Source organism: Flavobacterium sp. PL12 (assembly GCF_039123485.1).
Taxonomy (GTDB): domain Bacteria; phylum Bacteroidota; class Bacteroidia; order Flavobacteriales; family Flavobacteriaceae; genus Flavobacterium; species Flavobacterium weaverense.
The window spans coordinates 1-19126 of sequence record NZ_JBANDI010000014.1 but is presented as its reverse complement, the minus strand read 5'-3'; the positions used below and the strand labels follow the sequence as shown (position 1 = coordinate 19126).

At 32.5% G+C, this 19126-nt stretch carries 14 protein-coding genes, 1 other RNA gene and 1 pseudogene; 7 read left to right on the top strand and 9 right to left on the bottom strand.

The window, feature by feature from the left end:
- Positions 1 to 82: 82 nt before the first annotated feature.
- On the bottom strand, positions 83 to 1648 hold the full coding sequence (locus RCH19_RS08185) for a RagB/SusD family nutrient uptake outer membrane protein (RefSeq protein ID WP_343022807.1): 1566 nt from the start codon (positions 1646 to 1648) through the stop codon (positions 83 to 85).
- Positions 1649 to 1658: 10 nt separating this feature from the next.
- Positions 1659 to 4691, bottom strand: coding sequence for a SusC/RagA family TonB-linked outer membrane protein (locus RCH19_RS08180; protein WP_343022806.1), 3033 nt, complete (start codon positions 4689 to 4691; stop codon positions 1659 to 1661).
- Between the two features lie 337 nt (positions 4692 to 5028).
- Between RCH19_RS08180 and RCH19_RS08175 the strand changes: the two genes are divergently transcribed.
- From RCH19_RS08175 to RCH19_RS08165, 3 genes are all read left to right on the top strand, one after another.
- Positions 5029 to 6081 carry a histidine kinase gene (locus tag RCH19_RS08175; protein ID WP_343022805.1) on the top strand — a complete coding sequence of 351 codons (1053 nt, stop codon included), beginning with the start codon at positions 5029 to 5031 and terminating at the stop codon, positions 6079 to 6081.
- Positions 6071 to 6772 (top strand): LytTR family DNA-binding domain-containing protein, encoded by a 702-nt coding sequence (locus RCH19_RS08170; RefSeq protein WP_121925427.1) that lies wholly within the window; start codon positions 6071 to 6073, stop codon positions 6770 to 6772. The genes RCH19_RS08175 and RCH19_RS08170 overlap by 11 nt, the downstream gene beginning before the upstream one ends.
- 173 nt (positions 6773 to 6945) lie before the next feature.
- On the top strand, positions 6946 to 8415 hold the full coding sequence (locus tag RCH19_RS08165) for an MFS transporter (protein ID WP_343022804.1): 1470 nt from the start codon (positions 6946 to 6948) through the stop codon (positions 8413 to 8415).
- 101 nt (positions 8416 to 8516) lie between these two features.
- On the opposite strand, the gene fsa is transcribed toward RCH19_RS08165, so the two are convergent.
- From fsa to ffs, 4 genes are all read right to left on the bottom strand, one after another.
- Positions 8517 to 9173: a fructose-6-phosphate aldolase gene (gene fsa / locus RCH19_RS08160; protein WP_073353076.1), complete on the bottom strand. Its 657-nt coding sequence runs from the start codon at positions 9171 to 9173 to the stop codon at positions 8517 to 8519.
- 153 nt (positions 9174 to 9326) lie between these two features.
- Entirely contained in the window at positions 9327 to 9527 is a 201-nt protein-coding gene (locus RCH19_RS08155) for a hypothetical protein (protein WP_343022803.1), read from the bottom strand.
- Positions 9528 to 9529: 2 nt separating this feature from the next.
- Complete coding sequence (locus RCH19_RS08150) at positions 9530 to 10333, bottom strand: SDR family oxidoreductase (RefSeq protein WP_343022802.1); 804 nt, start codon at positions 10331 to 10333, stop codon at positions 9530 to 9532.
- A 107-nt stretch (positions 10334 to 10440) separates the two neighbouring features.
- An RNA gene (ffs, locus tag RCH19_RS08145) (signal recognition particle sRNA small type) lies at positions 10441 to 10538 on the bottom strand.
- Between the two features lie 89 nt (positions 10539 to 10627).
- Between ffs and RCH19_RS08140 the strand changes: the two genes are divergently transcribed.
- Together RCH19_RS08140 and hutI are read left to right on the top strand one after the other, a co-directional pair.
- The gene (locus RCH19_RS08140; RefSeq protein WP_343022801.1) at positions 10628 to 11701 is read left to right on the top strand and encodes a glutaminyl-peptide cyclotransferase; all 1074 of its coding nucleotides are present in this window, start codon (positions 10628 to 10630) and stop codon (positions 11699 to 11701) included.
- A 333-nt stretch (positions 11702 to 12034) separates the two neighbouring features.
- Positions 12035 to 13273 carry an imidazolonepropionase gene (gene hutI / locus RCH19_RS08135; RefSeq protein WP_343022800.1) on the top strand — a complete coding sequence of 413 codons (1239 nt, stop codon included), beginning with the start codon at positions 12035 to 12037 and terminating at the stop codon, positions 13271 to 13273.
- Between the two features lie 50 nt (positions 13274 to 13323).
- Here the strand turns inward: hutI and RCH19_RS08130 are convergent, their stop codons facing one another.
- On the bottom strand, positions 13324 to 14208 hold the full coding sequence (locus RCH19_RS08130) for a hypothetical protein (protein WP_121925695.1): 885 nt from the start codon (positions 14206 to 14208) through the stop codon (positions 13324 to 13326).
- Positions 14209 to 14299: 91 nt separating this feature from the next.
- Here RCH19_RS08130 and RCH19_RS08125 point away from each other — a divergent pair, with 91 nt between their 5' ends.
- Positions 14300 to 15334 (top strand): formimidoylglutamase, encoded by a 1035-nt coding sequence (locus tag RCH19_RS08125; protein WP_343022799.1) that lies wholly within the window; start codon positions 14300 to 14302, stop codon positions 15332 to 15334.
- Positions 15335 to 15469: 135 nt separating this feature from the next.
- Entirely contained in the window at positions 15470 to 16723 is a 1254-nt protein-coding gene (locus RCH19_RS08120; RefSeq protein ID WP_121925433.1) for a DEAD/DEAH box helicase, read from the top strand.
- Positions 16724 to 17033: 310 nt separating this feature from the next.
- Here RCH19_RS08120 and RCH19_RS08115 read toward each other — a convergent pair whose 3' ends face one another.
- Both RCH19_RS08115 and RCH19_RS08110 read right to left on the bottom strand, forming a co-directional pair.
- Positions 17034 to 18317 (bottom strand): cation:dicarboxylase symporter family transporter, encoded by a 1284-nt coding sequence (locus tag RCH19_RS08115; protein ID WP_121925434.1) that lies wholly within the window; start codon positions 18315 to 18317, stop codon positions 17034 to 17036.
- Positions 18318 to 18468: 151 nt separating this feature from the next.
- Positions 18469 to 19029, bottom strand: a pseudogene (locus tag RCH19_RS08110) (dicarboxylate/amino acid:cation symporter); the annotation flags it as partial.
- Between the last annotated feature and the right edge of the window lie 97 nt (positions 19030 to 19126).

The following is a 19126-nucleotide window of genomic DNA, read 5'->3' as shown; positions in this document are numbered from 1 at the left end:
TATTTATAGAATAATAGATTTAATAAAAAAATGGCACAAGCATATACATACTTATGCCACTTTAATCACCAATCCAAATAATTTAAAAATTAGGGGCAGTAGTATCCCACCATAATCTAGTAGCTCCATTATCAAGACCTCCTAGCGCAGCAACTCCTGAAGCAATTCCTTCTTTGTTGTTGGCTACTTCTGAATCTGAAAAAGCTAATCTTCTCACACCAAGCTCAGTGCTAATAAGACCGTTACTTTGATTATTAGATATTCTGAATAATTTAGGATATCCAGTTCTTCTAAATTCTGACCACGCTTCTTGTCCATCAGGATAAGTAGCAATCCATTTTTGAGTAATAATTTTCTCTAGATTTTTTTCTTTGTCAGTTCCCCATGCAACAGTAATTTTGCTAATTGCTTGTGCATTATTTGCAGGATTAAGAGGGTCAACATAATCTTTAGGTAACTTAGTGTTATCAGCAATATAAGCCGTAGCACCTTCTGCACCATTTTGTTCAAATGAAGATTTAATACCTGCTTCATATAAACTTTGAGCAGTTCCACCCATATTCCAACCTCTTAAAGCGCCTTCTGCTCTCAAGAAATAAACTTCTGCAGTAGACATCCAAGTGATTTCTCCAGTTTTAGTTCTAGGACCTGTTTGAGAAAATTTAGAATAAGTACTTCCTGAAGGATATACAATTCCTGTTCGTACTCCTTTGTATTCTCCTGGAGTCACTTTTGAAGTATTCCAATATTTTGATATTCTTGGATCTTGGTAACCACCTAAAATTGATTCCATATCAGCTCCCATGAATAATCCAACCCAACTATGACTCATAACATCAATTACGTTAAGATCCGTTGGTGATTTAATTTTTAATCCATCAGCAGTAGTTGTAAAAACTCCTAGAGAATGACTAACCGCTTTTTCTGCTTCGACTTTTGCTAATGCAGGATCAACTTTAGAGATACGCATTGCCATTCTTAAGCGCAATGAATTTGCATATTTAGTCCAGTTTGCATATTTACCTTCGTAAAGAGATAAATCAGTTTCATCAAATGCAGTTTTTTCACCTGCAGCATTTCTTTTAGTTAATTCTGCTACAGCGAAATCTAAATCTTTAAACATTTGAGTATAGATTTCTTTTTGCGAATCGTAAGTAGCAACTCCTTTTCCAAATTTCGAATAAACAGCTGGTCCGTACATATCCGTTATTCTTTGCATTGTAGCAACTTTCAATATCAATGACCAAGCGTAAAACTGATCAAATTTATCTTTAGAACGCTGTTCTGCTTTGTATAAATAAGAGATAATATTAACGTATGCATCATCCCAAGCATAACTGTTCCAACCGCCATTCAAAACATAATCATGATTGTTTTTTGGTCCAAAAGGAACTGGAGTTGTCATATAACCTGACCATCCATCAGCTTGTAAACTTTGTTGAATTTGGTATTGCCAAGTAGTTTCAGATATAAATAAGTGATTAAAAGCCGGTTTAAACAAAGATTTTATACTGTTATAATCTTGATCTAATTGTTCTACAGTAGCACCCTCTGGGTTTGTATTTATATCCTCAAAATTATCTGTACAACTAAAAGCCGTAAGTAAAGACAGGCAAAGCGCTGTTCTTTTTATTTTATTTATTGTCATGATTGTAAGATTAAAAAGTTAAATTTAAATTAAGACCAATACTTCTTGTTGACGGTAAACCGAAAACATCCACACCTTGTAAACCTTCACCTGTACTTAAAGCAACATTAGGATCAAACGGAGCATCTTTATAAATAAAGAATAAATTTCTAGCAATTAAAGAAATACTTGCTGACTGCATGAATGGTAATTTAGTTTTGTTGAATGTGTATCCAATAGAAACTTCTCTTACATTAACATTAGTTGCATCGTAAACATATTCTCCAGTAGCACCATTTCTACCTCCTGTTTTATCGTAATAATCAAAAGTATCCATTGTAGTTACAGCAGTTCCGTCAGCTTTAGCACCATTAATCTTTACACCACCAGCATTTCTAGCATCTCCACTAGCTTTAGATACTCCGTTAAAGTCATTGATTGCTTCAGTTAAACTTAAAACTTCACCACCAAAACGACCATCAATTAAGATGTTTGCTGTGAAAGCACCAAATTTGAATGTGTTAGAAAAACCTAACATAAAATCTGGATTTGCATTACCTACTTCTTCCCAGTCAGCGTTAACAGATAATTTTCCATTATCACCCACTAATAGCCTTCCTTGGGCATCTTTTTGAATATTTTTACCTTCAATGATTCCAAAAGGTTTTCCTTCTACTAATGAATATCTATAATTATTTGATCCCGGATCAGTTAATACGATTCTTCCTTCTACATTTTGAGCAGGAATGTCATTTACTTTACTCTTATTTTGAGAGTAGTTGATTCTAGATTCCCAGTTGAATTTTTCACCTTTAACAAGATCAGCAAATAATACAACCTCAAATCCTTTGTTAGAAATACTTCCAGCATTTATTGCATAGTTTAAGTATCCATTTTCATTTGTAGATTCAGCTGGAACTTGTAAGTATTGATTTTTAGTTTGTGAATCATAGTAAGAAACCTCAAAACCTAATCTATTATTGAACATTCTCCACTCTGTACCTATTTCATACTCTGATTTTAATTCTGGTTTTAAAGTAGTTCCTGGTCTTGGACCTACAGGAGGATTAATAGGTTGACCTGCAACAATTGAGTATGTTGGTTTAGTAATAAACGCAGCAATATCATTTCCTACTTGTGCATAAGTAGCACGTACTTTTCCAAAATTTACAAATTCTGGCATTTCAGTCATTTCACTAATGATAGCAGTTAAACCTACTGAAGGATAAAAGAAACTTGGATTATCAGTATTTACTAATGTTGAAGACCAGTCATTTCTCGCTGCAGCATCTAAGAATAAAACATCTTTATATCCAAAAGTCGTCGCAGCAAATACTGATTGTACTTCTCTTTGATAAGCAGTTTGAACGTTTCCATTATTATTTGCAAAGTTTCCTAAAGTAAAGATGTTTGCATTACTTAATCCTCCACCAATTCCAGAATCTAAATTAAGTCCTGCGCTCTTTCCATTATTAATACTTGCTCCAATAGTTCCACTGAAAGAAAAATCTTCTGAGAAATTAGTGTTTATTAAACCTATTATATCTGCATAATTTTGAGTTGCGATAGTATTAGAATTAATATATCTTCCTTTTGGATGTACTAAAGAAGCAGCTGATGTAGCGTACATTTCCTTTTTGAAATTACTTTCGCTTCTGTTATAACTATATCTTGAAGTTAAACGAAACCAATCTGAAACTTTGTAATCTAAAGCAATCGCTCCGTTGAAGAAGTTGTTAATGTCAACAGACTTTTGTCTGTTTATTTGCCAGTACGGGTTTTCATTGCTTTCGCTAACCGCTGCAAAACCAGGATAATTTTGTGCATTCCAGTTTTTAGTTACATCAAAAACTTCATACGTTTTTAAATCACTTAAGCTAAAAGCTCTAGGGTGAGAATAAACACCGCTAACTGGATTAAAGTATAAACCATTTACAGGTCTGTTGTTGATTTTTTGAGAAACATAATTTGCAGTTACTGCAACATTTAATCTATCATTAAAAAACTTAGATGTTTGACGGATACCAAAGTTGTTTTTCTTCAAATGGTTTCCAGGTATTACTCCAGATGCGTCTGTGTTAGCATATGTAAAACTTGTAGATGCACCATCAGTAGCTTTTGAGAAAGCCATAGAAGTAATTTGTGTTGTACCAGTATTAAAGAATCCTTTAATATCGCCTTCAACTTTTTGCTTGGCTCCCCAGCTTTTTGCATCACCAACTGCTGAAGTATAATCAGATTGAAATTCAGGTAAATACGCTACAGAATCAAAAGTTGTCACTGAGTTTACATTGAATGTCTCAACACCAGCTTTTACTTTTTTTGAACTCAATAGAATAACACCATTTGCACCTTGACTACCGTAAAGTACCGAAGCCGCCGCACCTTTAAGAACCGTCATTCCTTCATAATCATCTGGATTTATTAAAGAAACAACATCTCCTCCATCTCTATTTCCTCCAGCTAAATCTCCAAAAGTTCCATTAGGTTGAACTGACCCTCCATTTGACAATGGAATACCGTCGATTACATATAAAGGTTGGTTATTTGTAAAAGAAGAGTTACCTCTAATTGTTACTTTAGTCGAACCTCCAGAACCAGAAGAGCTTTTTGTAATTGCTACACCTGCTATTTTACCAGCAACTGTATTAATAATGTTAGCATCCTTTACTCGAGTTAACTCTTCACCTTTTAATTCTTGTGCAGAATACGTTAAGGTTTTTCGTGCCTTTGTAATTCCTAATGAAGTTACAACCACTTCGTTTAATGAATTAGTAGCTGCCTCAGTCATTTTTACATTAATTGTATTAGACTCCCCTACTACAACATTTTTAGTTTCTAAACCTAAATAAGAAAAAATTAATGTTTTACTTTTTGCAACTTGTATTGAGAAGTTACCATCAAAGTCAGTACTTGCCGAAGCAGTTTCACCTTGCACATTAATATTAACTCCAGGTATAGGAGCACCACTTCCATCTGTTACTGAACCTTTGATTGTTTTCACCTGAGCAAGCGAAACTTGTACAGTAAAAAGAATCATAAAGATTGAAATAATTTTTTTCATTTTTATAGGTTTTTATTAGTTATGGCGTAAATCTATCAGTTAAAACAATCTTAAAAAAAGAAATTATACTAACAACTTTAAAAGAGCTACTAACCACATATTTTCACAAACAAAGCGTAAATATTACATATTATAAAATGAATTTTCGAATAATTTATACCAACGACACTATTTCACCAACGAACTACAATCTAAAATAATTTATATGTCACTTAAATTTTATTTTGCACTTTTTGTGCCTGAAAATTCGATTTTTGGCTCCAAATTGATTAAAGTTGCAAAAGAATTTCACGATATAGTACTATTAGACTTCATATAATCCCTAACCTTTTCTCATTTGGCACGTTTAAAAAAAATAGAATTTAGTACCGAGTATCGAAATCATTTTGGATTTTGGGGCATCTTTTTTTTAATCAATTGGTTAAGATGGGGATCTTACTTTGATGACTATCCCTATTCTTTCAAATCTAACCTGATTGAGTTTTCTTTACACATTCCTTTTGTGTACTTCAATTTGCTAGTTCTTATACCTAAATACATTGTTAAATTTGAATACTATAAATACGCTTTAGCGCTATTAGGAAGTTTAATCATAATCTACGTTGCAAGGACAGGTTTGACTTATTATATGGTTTCAGAAAATATATGGCCAGAAGCAGATAAATTATATCGCCCTTTTGACATCAATCACATCGTTGCCGTGACAATTGGAGAAATTTATGTCTTGTCGATTGCCTCATCGGTTTTTTCAACAATGTATTGGTTAAAAGAAAGAGATAGAAACGCTATAATGAAACAAAATCAGTCTAAGATGAAGCTGAAATATCTTAAGACTCAAATTCAGCCACATTTCTTTTTTAACACTCTTAATAATTTATACGCACTTTCGTTAGAATCATCAAAAAAAGTACCCGATGTAATCTTAAAACTTTCTAGACTAATGGAATATGTATTATATGACATTAAAGGAACGCAAATGGTCGACCTAACAAAAGAAATCGATTATATCCAAAATTACATTGAAATTGAAAAACTGCGTTTTGAACAAGTTGAGGTAGCAGTTAATATAGAATCAAATATTGATGATATAAAAATTCCTCCTTTATTGATAATTACCTTAATCGAAAATGCATTTAAACACGGAGGTCCTTGCAATAGTAATCTTCGAATAAAAATCAATTGCAAAGTCATTAAAAACGAAACACTACAATTTGAAATATTAAATAATTTTGTAATTTCACAAAATCCGAGTAATAAAAAGGGCATTGGTTTATCCAATACTAAGAAGAGACTAAAGTTGATTTTTCAAAATAATTTTACTTTGGAAAAAATTGTAAAATTCAACTATTATATTATCCGACTACAAATACCAATTCAACATGAAGATTAAATGTGTTTTGATAGATGATGAACCATTAGCAACAAAAATCCTGCAAAATTATTTCGCTAATTTTCCAGATTTTGATATTATTGGGACATTCCACAATTCTGTAGAAGCATTAGATTTTATTAATAACAATGCAATAGATATTGTTTTTTTAGATATTCATATGCCTCTAATGACAGGTTTCGAATTAATAAGGCTTATTGAAAATAAAACCAAAATTGTAATTACAACAGCATTTAGAGAATTTGCTGCTGAAAGCTATGAACTAGACGTTTTAGATTACTTAGTAAAGCCTATTCCTCTTCCTCGTTTTATAAAATGTATACATAAAATTGAAGCTGATTTTAATGTAAAGAATAATGTAAAAGCTGATTCCCTTAAAATTGATCCACATATTTTTATAAAAGTGGACAAGAAAATGGTGAAAATCATTATTGATGAAATTCTTTTTATCGAAGGAATGAAAGAATATATAAAAGTTGTTACAGCTGACAAAACATATATTACTCACAAATCATTGACTGCATTATCTGAAGAATTACCCGCAGAAAAATTCACTCGAATTCATAAATCGTATATTATCGCAATTAATAAAGTAAAGTCTATTGAGGGGAATAGAATACAAGTACATTCCTACACTTTACCAATAGGAAGGAATTACAGCAAGGACGTAAAGATTAGAATTCTGGACTAAATCCAAGAATTCAAACCTAAATCAAGCCTTAAAATTATCAAATTATGTTGTTCGTAAGGAGAATACTGCTGATGGTATAATTTATATGTATTTTATTATAAATTGCTTTCTTTTGACTTTCATAAAAAATATATTTGTAATCTTTCTTAAAAAAATTAACCAAATTAACCATTATGAATTCAGAAAATTTACAAACCAAATGGGGGCAATTTATTTCATTAGTAATAGTCTTCTTTTTTTGGGGATTTGTTGGATCAGCCAACGATATTTTAATTCCAGTATTTAAAAAAGTTTTTACATTATCACAAGTTCAGTCACAATTAGTAGCATGGGCATTTTATGCTGCCTATTTTGTAGGATCCTTAATATTTTTTCTAGTTTCACTAAAATCAGATGTTTTACAAAAATTTGGTTATAAAAAAACGCTTTCAACAGGTTTAATAATTTCGGCAATAGGTTCCTTTTTATTTGTACCTGCCGCGACGATGGAGAGCTTTCCTTTCTTTCTAACGGCTTTATTTACCGTAGGTTTAGGGTTTTCGATACAGCAAATTGTAGCAAACCCTTTAGCAATAAAAATGGGTAGCCCCGCAACTGGAGCGCACCGTTTAACTCTAGCAGGAGGCGTAAATTCGTTTGGTACGACTTTAGGCGCCATACTTCTAGGAATTGCTCTTTTTGGAATGGGAGACAATAAGAAAACTACTCTTTCCTTAGAAGATATTAAGCTACCATTTATAATTCTTGGTCTTACTTTTATTTTAGTGGCTATCTTTATGTACTTTTCAAAAATTGAAGATCCAGCAAAACAAGAAGAAGCAAAAATTGACACAGGTGCTGCAAACTTTAGTGTTTTTGACTATCCACAGTTGTACTTAGGAATGTTAGGAATCTTTATCTATGTTGGTACTGAGGTAACTATTATTAGTAATCTACCCGCATTACTTCACACAAAAGAGTTTGGAGGAATATTAGAAGATGCAATCTCTCCCTTTATCGCACTTTATTGGGGAAGTTTAATGATAGGTCGCTGGAATGGCGGAGTAAACGTTTTCAATACATCAAACTTAGTAAATACTGCGCTTAAATTTATTGTTCCTGCTCTAGCTTTTGGAGTTATTATTGGAGCAAATGTCTTTGCAGCTCATGATGTTTCTGGATTTTACATTTATCCTTTTTGGATATTACTTTTTATAGGAGTTAGTTTTCTAGGAGGTAAAAATGCCGGTAAAACTTTAATGCTTTTTGCTATTTCTGGAATAGTGATGATGGCAGCGGGTCTAATCACTTCAGACACTGAGTTAGCTAAATTCTTCTTTATTTCTGGTGGTTTATTCCTTTCCATCATGTGGCCATCAATATTTGATTTAGCGATTGCAGGATTAGGCAAAAACACCGGAAAGGCTTCGTCTTTCTTGATAATGATGATTCTAGGTGGTGGTGTAATTCCGCTAGTGCAAGGAGCTATATGTGATTTAGATTTAACAAATCCAGCGGGAATATTTGGAATATCATATACACACTTCTCCTACATTGTTCCATTACTTGGATTTGCGTACTTAGCATTTTATGGTTTCTATTGTCCGAAGATCTTGAAAAAACAAGGTGTTTATCATTTAGAAGGTGAAAGCGCAGGACACTAAAACAAGTAATAAAGTCAAAAAAATCAGTTCAATAAAAAATCCCATTTGCCTAGGCAAATGGGATTTTTTTATGGTAAGAAAAACTTATTAAGTTAAATTTCTTATTTATTTCCTTTTTCGAAATCAGCAACAAATTGAGCTAATCCTATGTCAGTAAGTGGATGTTTCAATAACCCGTAAATTGCAGAAAGTGGCCCAGTCATAACATCAGCGCCAATTTTAGCACAATTCACAATGTGCATTGTATGACGAACAGAAGCAGCAAGAATTTGAGTTTCATAACCGTAGTTATCATAAATCAATCTGATTTCCTCGATCAATGCTAAACCATCTGTTGAGACATCGTCTAAACGACCAATGAATGGAGAAACATAAGTTGCACCCGCTTTAGCAGCTAATAAAGCTTGTCCAGCAGAAAACACTAACGTTACATTTGTTTTAATTCCTTTATCTGAAAAGTATTTAGCAGCCATAACACCTTCTTTTGTCATTGGCAATTTTACAACGATTTGCTCGTGTAAATCAGCTAACTCTTCACCTTCTTTGATCATACCGTCATAATCCAAAGCATTTACTTCGGCACTTACGTCACCATCAACAAGATTACAAATATCAACGTAATGTTTTAAGATGCTGTTTTTACCTGTAATTCCTTCTTTTGCCATTAAAGATGGATTTGTAGTAACGCCATCTAAAACGCCTAATGCCTGTGCTTCTTTAATCTGCGCTAAATTAGCCGTGTCAATAAAAAATTTCATAATATTTGTATTTAATTGTGTGTTTTTAATTTTAATCTTCGCTTGCTTATCTTTGCAAAGTAAGTTTTCCGTTGTAATCTTATCCTTAAAAATAAAAAGATTTTCGACTCAATCCATTACGCTAAATATTTGCTGCAAAATTACAACTTAAATTTACTTAACTAAATTGTTTTTATTCAATTCTTTAAGTTCTTCTCTAATTTCTTCAAGAACATTTAGCATATCATCTTTATAAAGATCATTATTCTTGATAATTCTATTTATCCATCTAATTATTCTATAAATCACAAAAACGAAGAGAACTAGCCATAATAACATAGCTAATTGAGGTAAAAAAGTCTGCAAATTTTCCATATTTATAATTTATAATGATTCATAAGCATTTTCTCGTAAGTTTTATCAGGTAATATTCTTTTTAGAACGATAGAAAACTTTTGCATAAAAGCGCCCACCTTATAATGAATATTAGGAGTAGGATTTTGAATAATTTTATAAACAGCTTCAGCCATTTCATTCGGATTACTACCACTATTAACATGTTCATCCATCGCCTTTAATGTGTTTCCATAAGTATTTTCATAATCCGAACCTGGAATAACTGGAGCATGAAAGCGACCAGAAGCGATGTTAGTAGCAAAATCACCGGGAGCAACATTTGTAATGTGTATTCCAAATGGCCTTACTTCCATTCGAAGCGCTTCGGTTATTAGTTCTAAAGCTCCTTTTGAAGCTGAATAAACACTGCGATATGGTAATCCCATGTATCCTGCGATAGAAGTAATATTGATTATCAGACCAGAAGTCTGCTTTCGCATTTGTGGTAACACTGCCTTCATAACTTCTATTGGACCGAAGAAATTAGTTTCAAAATTGTTTTTGATTTCTTCCATTGGAATTTCTTCCAAAGGACCAGTTATTCCTACACCAGCGTTATTAATAACAATGTCTAATTTTCCAGAAATGGATATTATTTTGGCAACAGCCAAATGTATTGAAGTTGGATTCCGAACATCTAACGCTACTAATGGAAAAACTGAATTTAAAATTCGCTCAGGATTCCGACTCGTACCGTATACAATGAAACCTTTATGATGTAAAAATTCACCAATTGATTTTCCTATTCCTGATGAACCTCCTGTAATAAGAACTACTTTATTCATTTTACTATTATTTGCGATACGAAAGGTCCAAAAATAAAAAAATCCTCCGTAAGGAAGACTAATAATGACTTTATTTCAAAAAAAATATTCTTAAATAGAAGATAAAAAAATGGCAAGCGACCTACATCGCACCGCTCAACCACGTACCCTTGCTATGTTCCCATCCTGGGGGAGTCTGCAGGAGCTGGTCGTGTAGGACTTGCCGGTGCAAATATACAACACTTTTTATATTTTTGCAATACCTTTGTGCCGATAAAAATATCGTTGTATATTGTTCAAACAAAAATTCAGACTATGAAAAATCATAACTTCCTATTTGTCATTTTATTAGGAATTACTTTAAGCAATTGTGGAGAACCAAAAAAAGGAGAAAATTCTATATTTACCATCGATAGTAGTGCTTTTAAAGAACAATATCAGCCTCAAGAGTCAGTAGATTTAACTATTTTGAATCCAAACAACAAGGTTATAGACAGCATTATCTATTATGTAAATGATAAGAAAATAGCTAGTAAAAAAGGACTTGAGAAATTAAAATTTGAATTGAAAGATCAAAAATTAGGATACCAAAACTTGAAAGCGCTAGTTTATTTTGAAGGAGAAAACACCGAAGCAACTGCAAGAGTTGAACTAGTATCAAACATTCAACCTAAACTCTTAAAATATAAGATTGTAAACACTTATCCACATGATTATGAGGCATACACACAAGGTTTAGAATTTCATCGCGATACATTATATGAAGGAACTGGAAATGGTAGCGGTCCCACTGGAAAAAGAGGCGTTTCAAGTCTAAGAAAAGTTGATTATAAAACTGGAAAAGTCTTTAAAAAAGTAGAATTAGCTGATCAATTTTTTGGAGAAGGAATTACGATATTGAACAATAAAGTGTATCAGTTAACTTGGAAAAATAATGAAGGATATATTTACAATGCTGATACTTTCAAAAAAGAAAAAACATTCCCATACTTTAAAAACATTGAAGGTTGGGGTTTAGCTAACGATGGAACTCATTTGTATTTATCTGATGGGACTGAAAAAATATGGAAAGTTGATCCTACGACCTTAAAAGAAGTTGATTACATCAACGTTTATTCGTATGAAACTAAAATAAAAGCAGTCAATGAATTAGAGTGGATTGAAGGTAAATTATATGGTAATATTTATCAAAAAGATGCCATCGCTATCATTAATCCAAAAAATGGAGCTGTAGAGGCTATTATTAATCTTGTTGATTTAAAAAGCAAAGTAACTCAATTACCAGACACCGATGTTTTAAATGGGATTGCGTACAATCCTAAAACAAAAACAATTTTTGTTACTGGAAAAAACTGGGATAAAATGTTTGAAATTTCAGTTTCAGAGTAACATAAAACTGGCTACATAGGCACAAGTTTTTGCTACAAAATATAAGTTTAATTATAATTTTGCCACAAAGACACGAAGACACTAAGGTTTTTTTTTGAGGGTATGAATTGATTTATATTTTTGCCACAAAGACACGAAGACACGAAGACACGAAGAAACAAAGTATTTTTTAAGTATTTTATTTTATAATTTAGTCGTATTGCAATAAAGCACTAATCTAATTTTTTTCTAAGATTGGTGCATTTGTGCCTGTGTATTTTTCTGCCTATGTCCTTCGTGACTTTGTGCCTAAAAAAAAGTTAGCTGTAAAATCCCAAAAACAAAAACACAACAATGACAACTTTAATCATAAACATTAAGGAATTACTTCAAGTTCGAGAAACAAGTGTTGCAAAAGTTTCTGGGGTGGAGATGGCAACTCTTCCAACGATTAAAAACGCATTTCTTCTACTTAAGAATAACTTAATAGCTGATTTTGGATCTATGGATCAAATACCACAAGTCAAAACAGATAAGTTAATCGATGCATCAGGAAAAATCGTTCTACCATCATGGTGCGACAGCCACACACACATTGTATATGCTGGAAACCGCGAGCAAGAATTCGTAGACAGAATTAACGGTCTAACATATGAAGAAATAGCAAATCGAGGTGGCGGCATACTAAATTCTGCTAAAAAACTAAACGAAACTTCTGAAGACGACATTTATCAGCAGTCTAGCGCTAGATTGGAAGAAGTAATGCATTTAGGAACTGGAGCTGTCGAAATTAAATCTGGTTATGGTCTAACAGTTGAAAGTGAATTAAAAATGCTTCGTGTTATTAAAAAATTAGCTCAAAATTATCCTATCACTATCAAAGCTACCTTTCTAGGTGCACACGCTATTCCACGCGAATTTAAAGAAAACCGAAGAGGATATATAGATTGCATGCTTAATGAAATGTTACCTCAAATATCTAAAAATAAATTAGCCGATTATATCGATGTATTTTGTGAAACAGGGTATTTTACAGTTGCCGAAACAGAAGAAATTATGGAAGCTGGTATTCAATTAGGCTTAAAGCCAAAAATTCACGTGAATCAATTTAATTCAATTGGCGGAATTCAGGCAGGCGTCAAATACGATGCGCTTTCTGTCGATCATTTAGAAGTGATGACAACAGAGGATATCATTGCTTTAAAGAACACTAAAACAATGCCAGTCGCATTACCTTCTTGCTCCTACTTTTTAAGTATTCCCTACACTCCAGCAAGAGAAATGATCGCTGAAGGACTTCCTATTGCTCTCGCCACGGATTATAACCCTGGTTCTACTCCATCAGGAAATATGAATTTTGTAGTTTCAACAGCTTGTATTAAAATGAAGATGACTCCTGAAGAAGCGATTAACGCAGCCACGATCAACGGCGCTTATGCAATGGGAATTTCAGAAACTCATGGAAGTATAACTATTGGCAAAAAAGCTAATCTTATAATAACTAAACCTATTCCCTCCTACTATCAATTACCTTACGCTTTTGGTAGTAACTTAATTGATACAATTATTATTGAAGGTCAGATATTGGCATAAAAAAAGAGGAACATTACGTTCCTCTTTTTTTATGTCTTTTATTTTGAATACTATCTTAAATTAAAGCTTGTTTTAGAAACTAACTGATCTTTATCAAAAATATTGATGAAGTAGGTTCCTTTAGCAAAATCCTTACCTTTTAAATCTTGTGAAACTTGAACTGTTTTGTTTTCATAATTTACATTAGTTAAAAAACTATAAGTTAAAATATTATCACCAAAATTTTCTGTTTTCTTGTCTCCTAAAACATTGTTTTTACTATCAATTACTTGGACGTAATAAGTTTTAGCTCCAGATTTTGCAATTGCATTTTCTGCAATAGTAAAATTAACTCTAAGTACATCAGCTCTACTTGCTTTGTCAGTTGCGATTTGTTTACCTGAACTTCTCAATTTGAATGCGGAACCGCTTGTATTTAAAACTGTAAGTTTCGATCCTATTTCAACTGCTTTTGATAATTCTTCGTTTTGACCTGTAAGAGCCTCAACATTTCTTTTAGTTTCGCCTAATACCACAACTGTACTATCACGTTGCGTTGTAAGCGTTGTATTAGCCTTTTTTAATGTTTCATTCTCAGCCATTAAGACTTTCATATTTGATTGCAAAGAATTATATTGTGATCTGTATTTAGATAGAGAAGCTACATCACCTTTAGATTTACTTAGATCTGACATTAAATTAACTACTTTGTCTCTTTCTTGAATTAACTCATCAGACATAGATGTATTTTCTGAAATAGCAGCATCATAAGTCAATTTAAGCTCTTCAAGATCTTTCATCACCAATTCTTTTTCGGTCAATGTAGTTTTCAATTCTGTTTTAACTGTATCTGCATCAGAGGTCATTTTAAAAATATAAACTAAACTACCTACTAATAAAATAGCCAATACCGCTATTATCGCTTTAAGACTTGAACTGCTTTTTTGATTTTCCATATGAGTTTTTTTTTCAAATTTAATAATATATAATAGTCTAATAACGAAACTTAACACAATTATAGTATTTTTGGATAAAAATATTTTTTTAATGGAAAAAATTATCCCTTTTACAATCAAAGATCTCGCAAAAATAACAAATCATCGAAGTGGTGAAATTAAATTTGGAGAGAAAATGATAACTATTCCAAAAGATGCTGATGCACTGGATTTTATTGCGTCATGTGAAGCAAAATATGTTCTTTTTGGCATCCCAGAAGATATCGGAGTAAGGGCCAATTACGGTCGTCCTGGAGCAGCTTCTGCTTGGGAAAGCGCCATAAAAAATATTGCTAATATCCAACATAATCGATTTTGCAAAGGCAGCCAAATTGTTGTTTTAGGACAATTAGATGTTCGTGAATCAATGAAAAATGTCGAAGTTTTAGATTTTAATGATATTGACGATCGCTCTAAGTTGAGCCAGTTAGTCGATAAAATTGATAAAGACGTTTCGCACATTATATTTAATTTAGTTAAACTTGGAAAAACCCCAATTATTATTGGTGGCGGACATAATAACTCCTACGGTAATATAAAAGGTACGGCTCTTGCCAAAGGTAAACCTGTAAACGCAATTAATTTTGATGCGCATTCTGATTTTAGAATTCTTGAAGGACGTCATAGTGGAAACGGTTTTTCATATGCATTTGAAGAGGGGTTTTTAAAAAAATATTTCATTTTTGGTTTACACGAAAACTATATTTCTAAAAGTGTATTAGATATTATAAAAAAAATAGAAGATCGAGTTCGTTATAACACCTATGACAGTGTCAGTATTAGAAAAGAAAAAGATTTCAATAATGAGATGGATCACGCTTTAGAGTTTATCAACGATGACTTTTTTGGACTTGAGATCGACTTGGATGCAATTCCCAATATTGCTAGTAGTGCCATGACATTGAGTGGTTATTCTGTGGAGCAGTTACGCCAATTTATTTCTTATTTTGGCAAAAGCAAAAATGTTTCTTATCTACATATTTGTGAAGGCGCACCAGATCTTGGCGAAGAAAAAAACAATCATTTGATCGGTAAGCTTATTGGTCATCTTGTAACTGATTTCATAAAAGCTAATTCAATATTATAATATTTCAAGTATTTTTTCAATTTAATCACGCTACAATTGCGATAGTAAACAACATATAAATAAGCATCACAAATAATAATACTATCTTTGCCGACGTATCTATGTACTAATTACAAGATATTTAATACCTATTATATGTTATTCGAAGATTTATCGCTCTCAAAAAGTATACAAAAAGCCGTATTTGAACAAGGCTATATAGAAGCAACCCCAATACAAGAACAGTCCATTCCTATCGTTTTATCAGGTCGTGATATGATTGGTTGTGCGCAAACCGGTACAGGAAAAACGGCCGCTTTTGCAATTCCTATTATTCATCAATTACATAGAATAGTTGGTTCATCAAAAAAAGCAAGTCCAATCCGCGCTTTAGTTATTACACCAACACGAGAATTAGCAGTTCAGATTGGTCAAAATTTTGATCAATATTCAAAATATACAAACTTAGTACAACTAACTATATTTGGTGGAGTTTCTCAAGTTCCTCAGGTAGAAATGCTAAAAAAAGGAATAGATATCCTGATCGCTACTCCTGGACGTTTGCTAGATTTAGTTAAACAAGGTTTTATTGATTTAGATCATTTACATACTTTAGTCCTTGACGAAGCAGATCAAATGCTTGATATGGGATTTGTAAATGATGTCAAAAAAATCGTAAAACTTACTCCTAACAATAGACAAACACTTTTGTTTTCAGCGACAATGCCAAGTGCAATTAGAGAGTTAGCTGAAATGTTTCTTAAAGATCCTGCAACTGTTAGTGTATCGCCAGTTTCTTCAACTGCAGAAAGCGTTGAACAACGTGTATACTTTGTTGAAAAAGGAGAGAAAAGAAATTTATTATATCATCTAATAAAAAATGAAAACTTATCTAATGTTTTAGTTTTTTCAAGAACAAAACATGGCGCTGACAACGTTGTTAAAGCATTGCGCAAACATGATATTGAAGCTGAAGCTATTCATGGTGATAAATCTCAGAATGCTAGACAACGTGTTTTAGATGGTTTCAAAAATAAAGAAGTAAAGGTTTTAGTAGCTACTGATATTGCTGCGAGAGGGATTGATATTGATCAATTACCATTTGTAATCAATTTTGATCTTCCTAACATTCCAGAAACTTATGTTCATAGAATAGGTAGAACGGGTCGTGCAGGAAATGAAGGTGTTGCAATATCTTTTTGTGGAAAAGACGAGCATCAATACTGGAAAGACATTCAGAGATTAATTAAAGTAGATGTAAAAATAGTGAGTGATCATCCCTATGGATGGCATTCTGGAAGCCCAGAAACAGCTCCTGGTCTGAAACAACCTAATTCTAACCGAAGCGCTGGAGCACACAAATCTAGAAAGTCAGAGGTTTCGAAACAAAATAAAAAACGTTGGTACTAATCTAACTTTGAGCATTCTATAGCTTTTTCAAAATTAAATGCTAGTTAGAAAATTATAAAATCCTTAAATTTTTAAAGTTGTATGACTTTAAAAATTTAAGGATTTTTTTTTAGAGAAAACGAAAAACAACAACTTTACTTCTCAACTTATAGATAATAAAAGCAATTGTACAAAAACCTTCTTATTCATTGAATGAAAAAGTCAAAAAAATTTGAGATTATTTAGCTTAAGCTAATATTGAAAATATAAACTATAAAAAAAGCCTGCTCACAATAAACAGGCTTTGATTTATAAACTTCTTTAAGATTTATTATGATTCGATACTAACAGTTTCAGATCCTTTGGTTTCTTCCCACTGCCCTACAACTGATGTCGCTAAAGCATTTCCTAGAACATTTGTTGCACTACGGAACATATCACAAAAATGGTCAATTGGTAAAATTAAAGCAATTCCCTCGATAGGAATATCAAACATCCCACACGTTGCAGCAACTACAACTAAACTAGCTCTCGGTACACCTGCAATACCTTTACTTGTAAGCATTAAAACTAAAAGCATCGTCATTTGGGTTCCAATGTCTAAATCTATACCGTACGCTTGCGCTATAAAAATACTTGCAAAGGTCATATACATCATACTTCCATCAAGATTAAAAGAGTATCCCAGCGGCAACATGAAAGAAACAATTCTATCTTTTACTCCAAAACGCTCTAATTCTTCTGTTAATTTCGGAAATACAGCTTCACTACTTGTAGTTCCAAAAGCAATAATTAATGGACTTACAATTCTTTTTAACAAAACAGTCATTCTGCTTTTTAAGAAAATATAACCAACAAGTATAAGTACTACCCACAGAGAGGAAATTCCAATTAAGAATGATCCGAAAAATTTGAAATAGGTAATTGCTAGTTCTTGGAAATCTCTTACGGCAAAAACTCCTGCAATAGCACCAAATACTCCAATCGGTGCAAACTTCATTACATAGTTTACCATCTTTAAAACAATGTGCGACATCTTTTCTAAAGCGTTCGTTACTGGTTTTACGTAGTCTCCTAACGACGCGGCAGCCAAACCAAAGAAAATGGAGAAAATTACAATTTGTAAAATCTCATTAGTTGCTAATGCTTCAAAAATACTTTTAGGAACGATGTGCTCGATGAAGTTTTCAAAAGATATATTTTGAGTTTTAGCAGTTACTTCTGAAGCGGATGATAAATCAATACTTGGTAGATTTAATCCTACTCCTGGCTCAAGTATATTCACAAAAAACATTCCTAATAATAATGAAACAAATGAAGCGGTAAAGAACCAACCCATAGCTTTTCCACCAATTCTTCCTACTGCTTTGATGTCTCCAAGTTTGGCAATTCCCACAACTAAAGTCGTGAAAACTAAAGGAGAAATAATCATCTGAACTAAGCGTATGAAAATAGTGGCTAAAATATTTATTTTCTTACTAAATGCCGCAGCATCTTCTGGAGAAATATAATTATGTATAATGATGCCTAAAATCGCACCTAAAACCATCGCTATTAATATTTGTCCAGTTAAACCTGAAAAAAATGATGGTTTTTTATCGGTATTGTTATCCATTAAGTGATATTGTTAATTATTAAATTCGCACCGAAAGTAATATTAATTCCTTAAATATCAAATAACATGAATATAATATTATTGAAAATAAAATGAAGAAGAAAAAAAATAATTAAAGTATATTATCTATCCTTTTGACAAAATAAAAAAATTAAAGCTTTCGTTCGTGGATGTCTTCGGGCTTTCTTAATTTTCCAACAGAATTTCCAACTATTGTCGCTACTGCAGAATCACTTGTTATATTAACGACAGTCCTGCACATATCTAGAGGTCGATCAATAGCAAAAATTAAAGCTAACCCCGCTTCTGGTATTCCTGCTTGTCCTAAAACTATTACTAGCATGACCATTCCTGCACTTGGAACTGCCGCTGATCCTATTGAAGCTAAGGTCGCAGTAACAACAATCATTAATTGAGTAGTTAGATCTAGATGAATTCCCATAGCTTGTGCAATAAATACAGCTGCAACTGCCTGATATAAACTCGTACCATCCATATTTACTGTCGCACCAAGAGGTAAAACAAAACTAGTTACTTCCTCATCAACTCCTAAATGTTCTGTTACGCATTCTAATGTTACTGGTAAAGTCGCAGCACTCGAGCTGGTTGAAAATCCTAACAACTGAGCTGGAGCAATCGCAGAGAAAAAGCGTCTTGGACCCACTTTAGCAAAACTATATAACATGGTAGGATAAACAATATAAGTCATTATTATATGCTGCTCCCCAAAAACGGTACAACTTTTTGTTTAGATTTAAGATAGGATTAAAAACCCTAAATTAGCATAATTATGTCAAGAACAAGAAGAG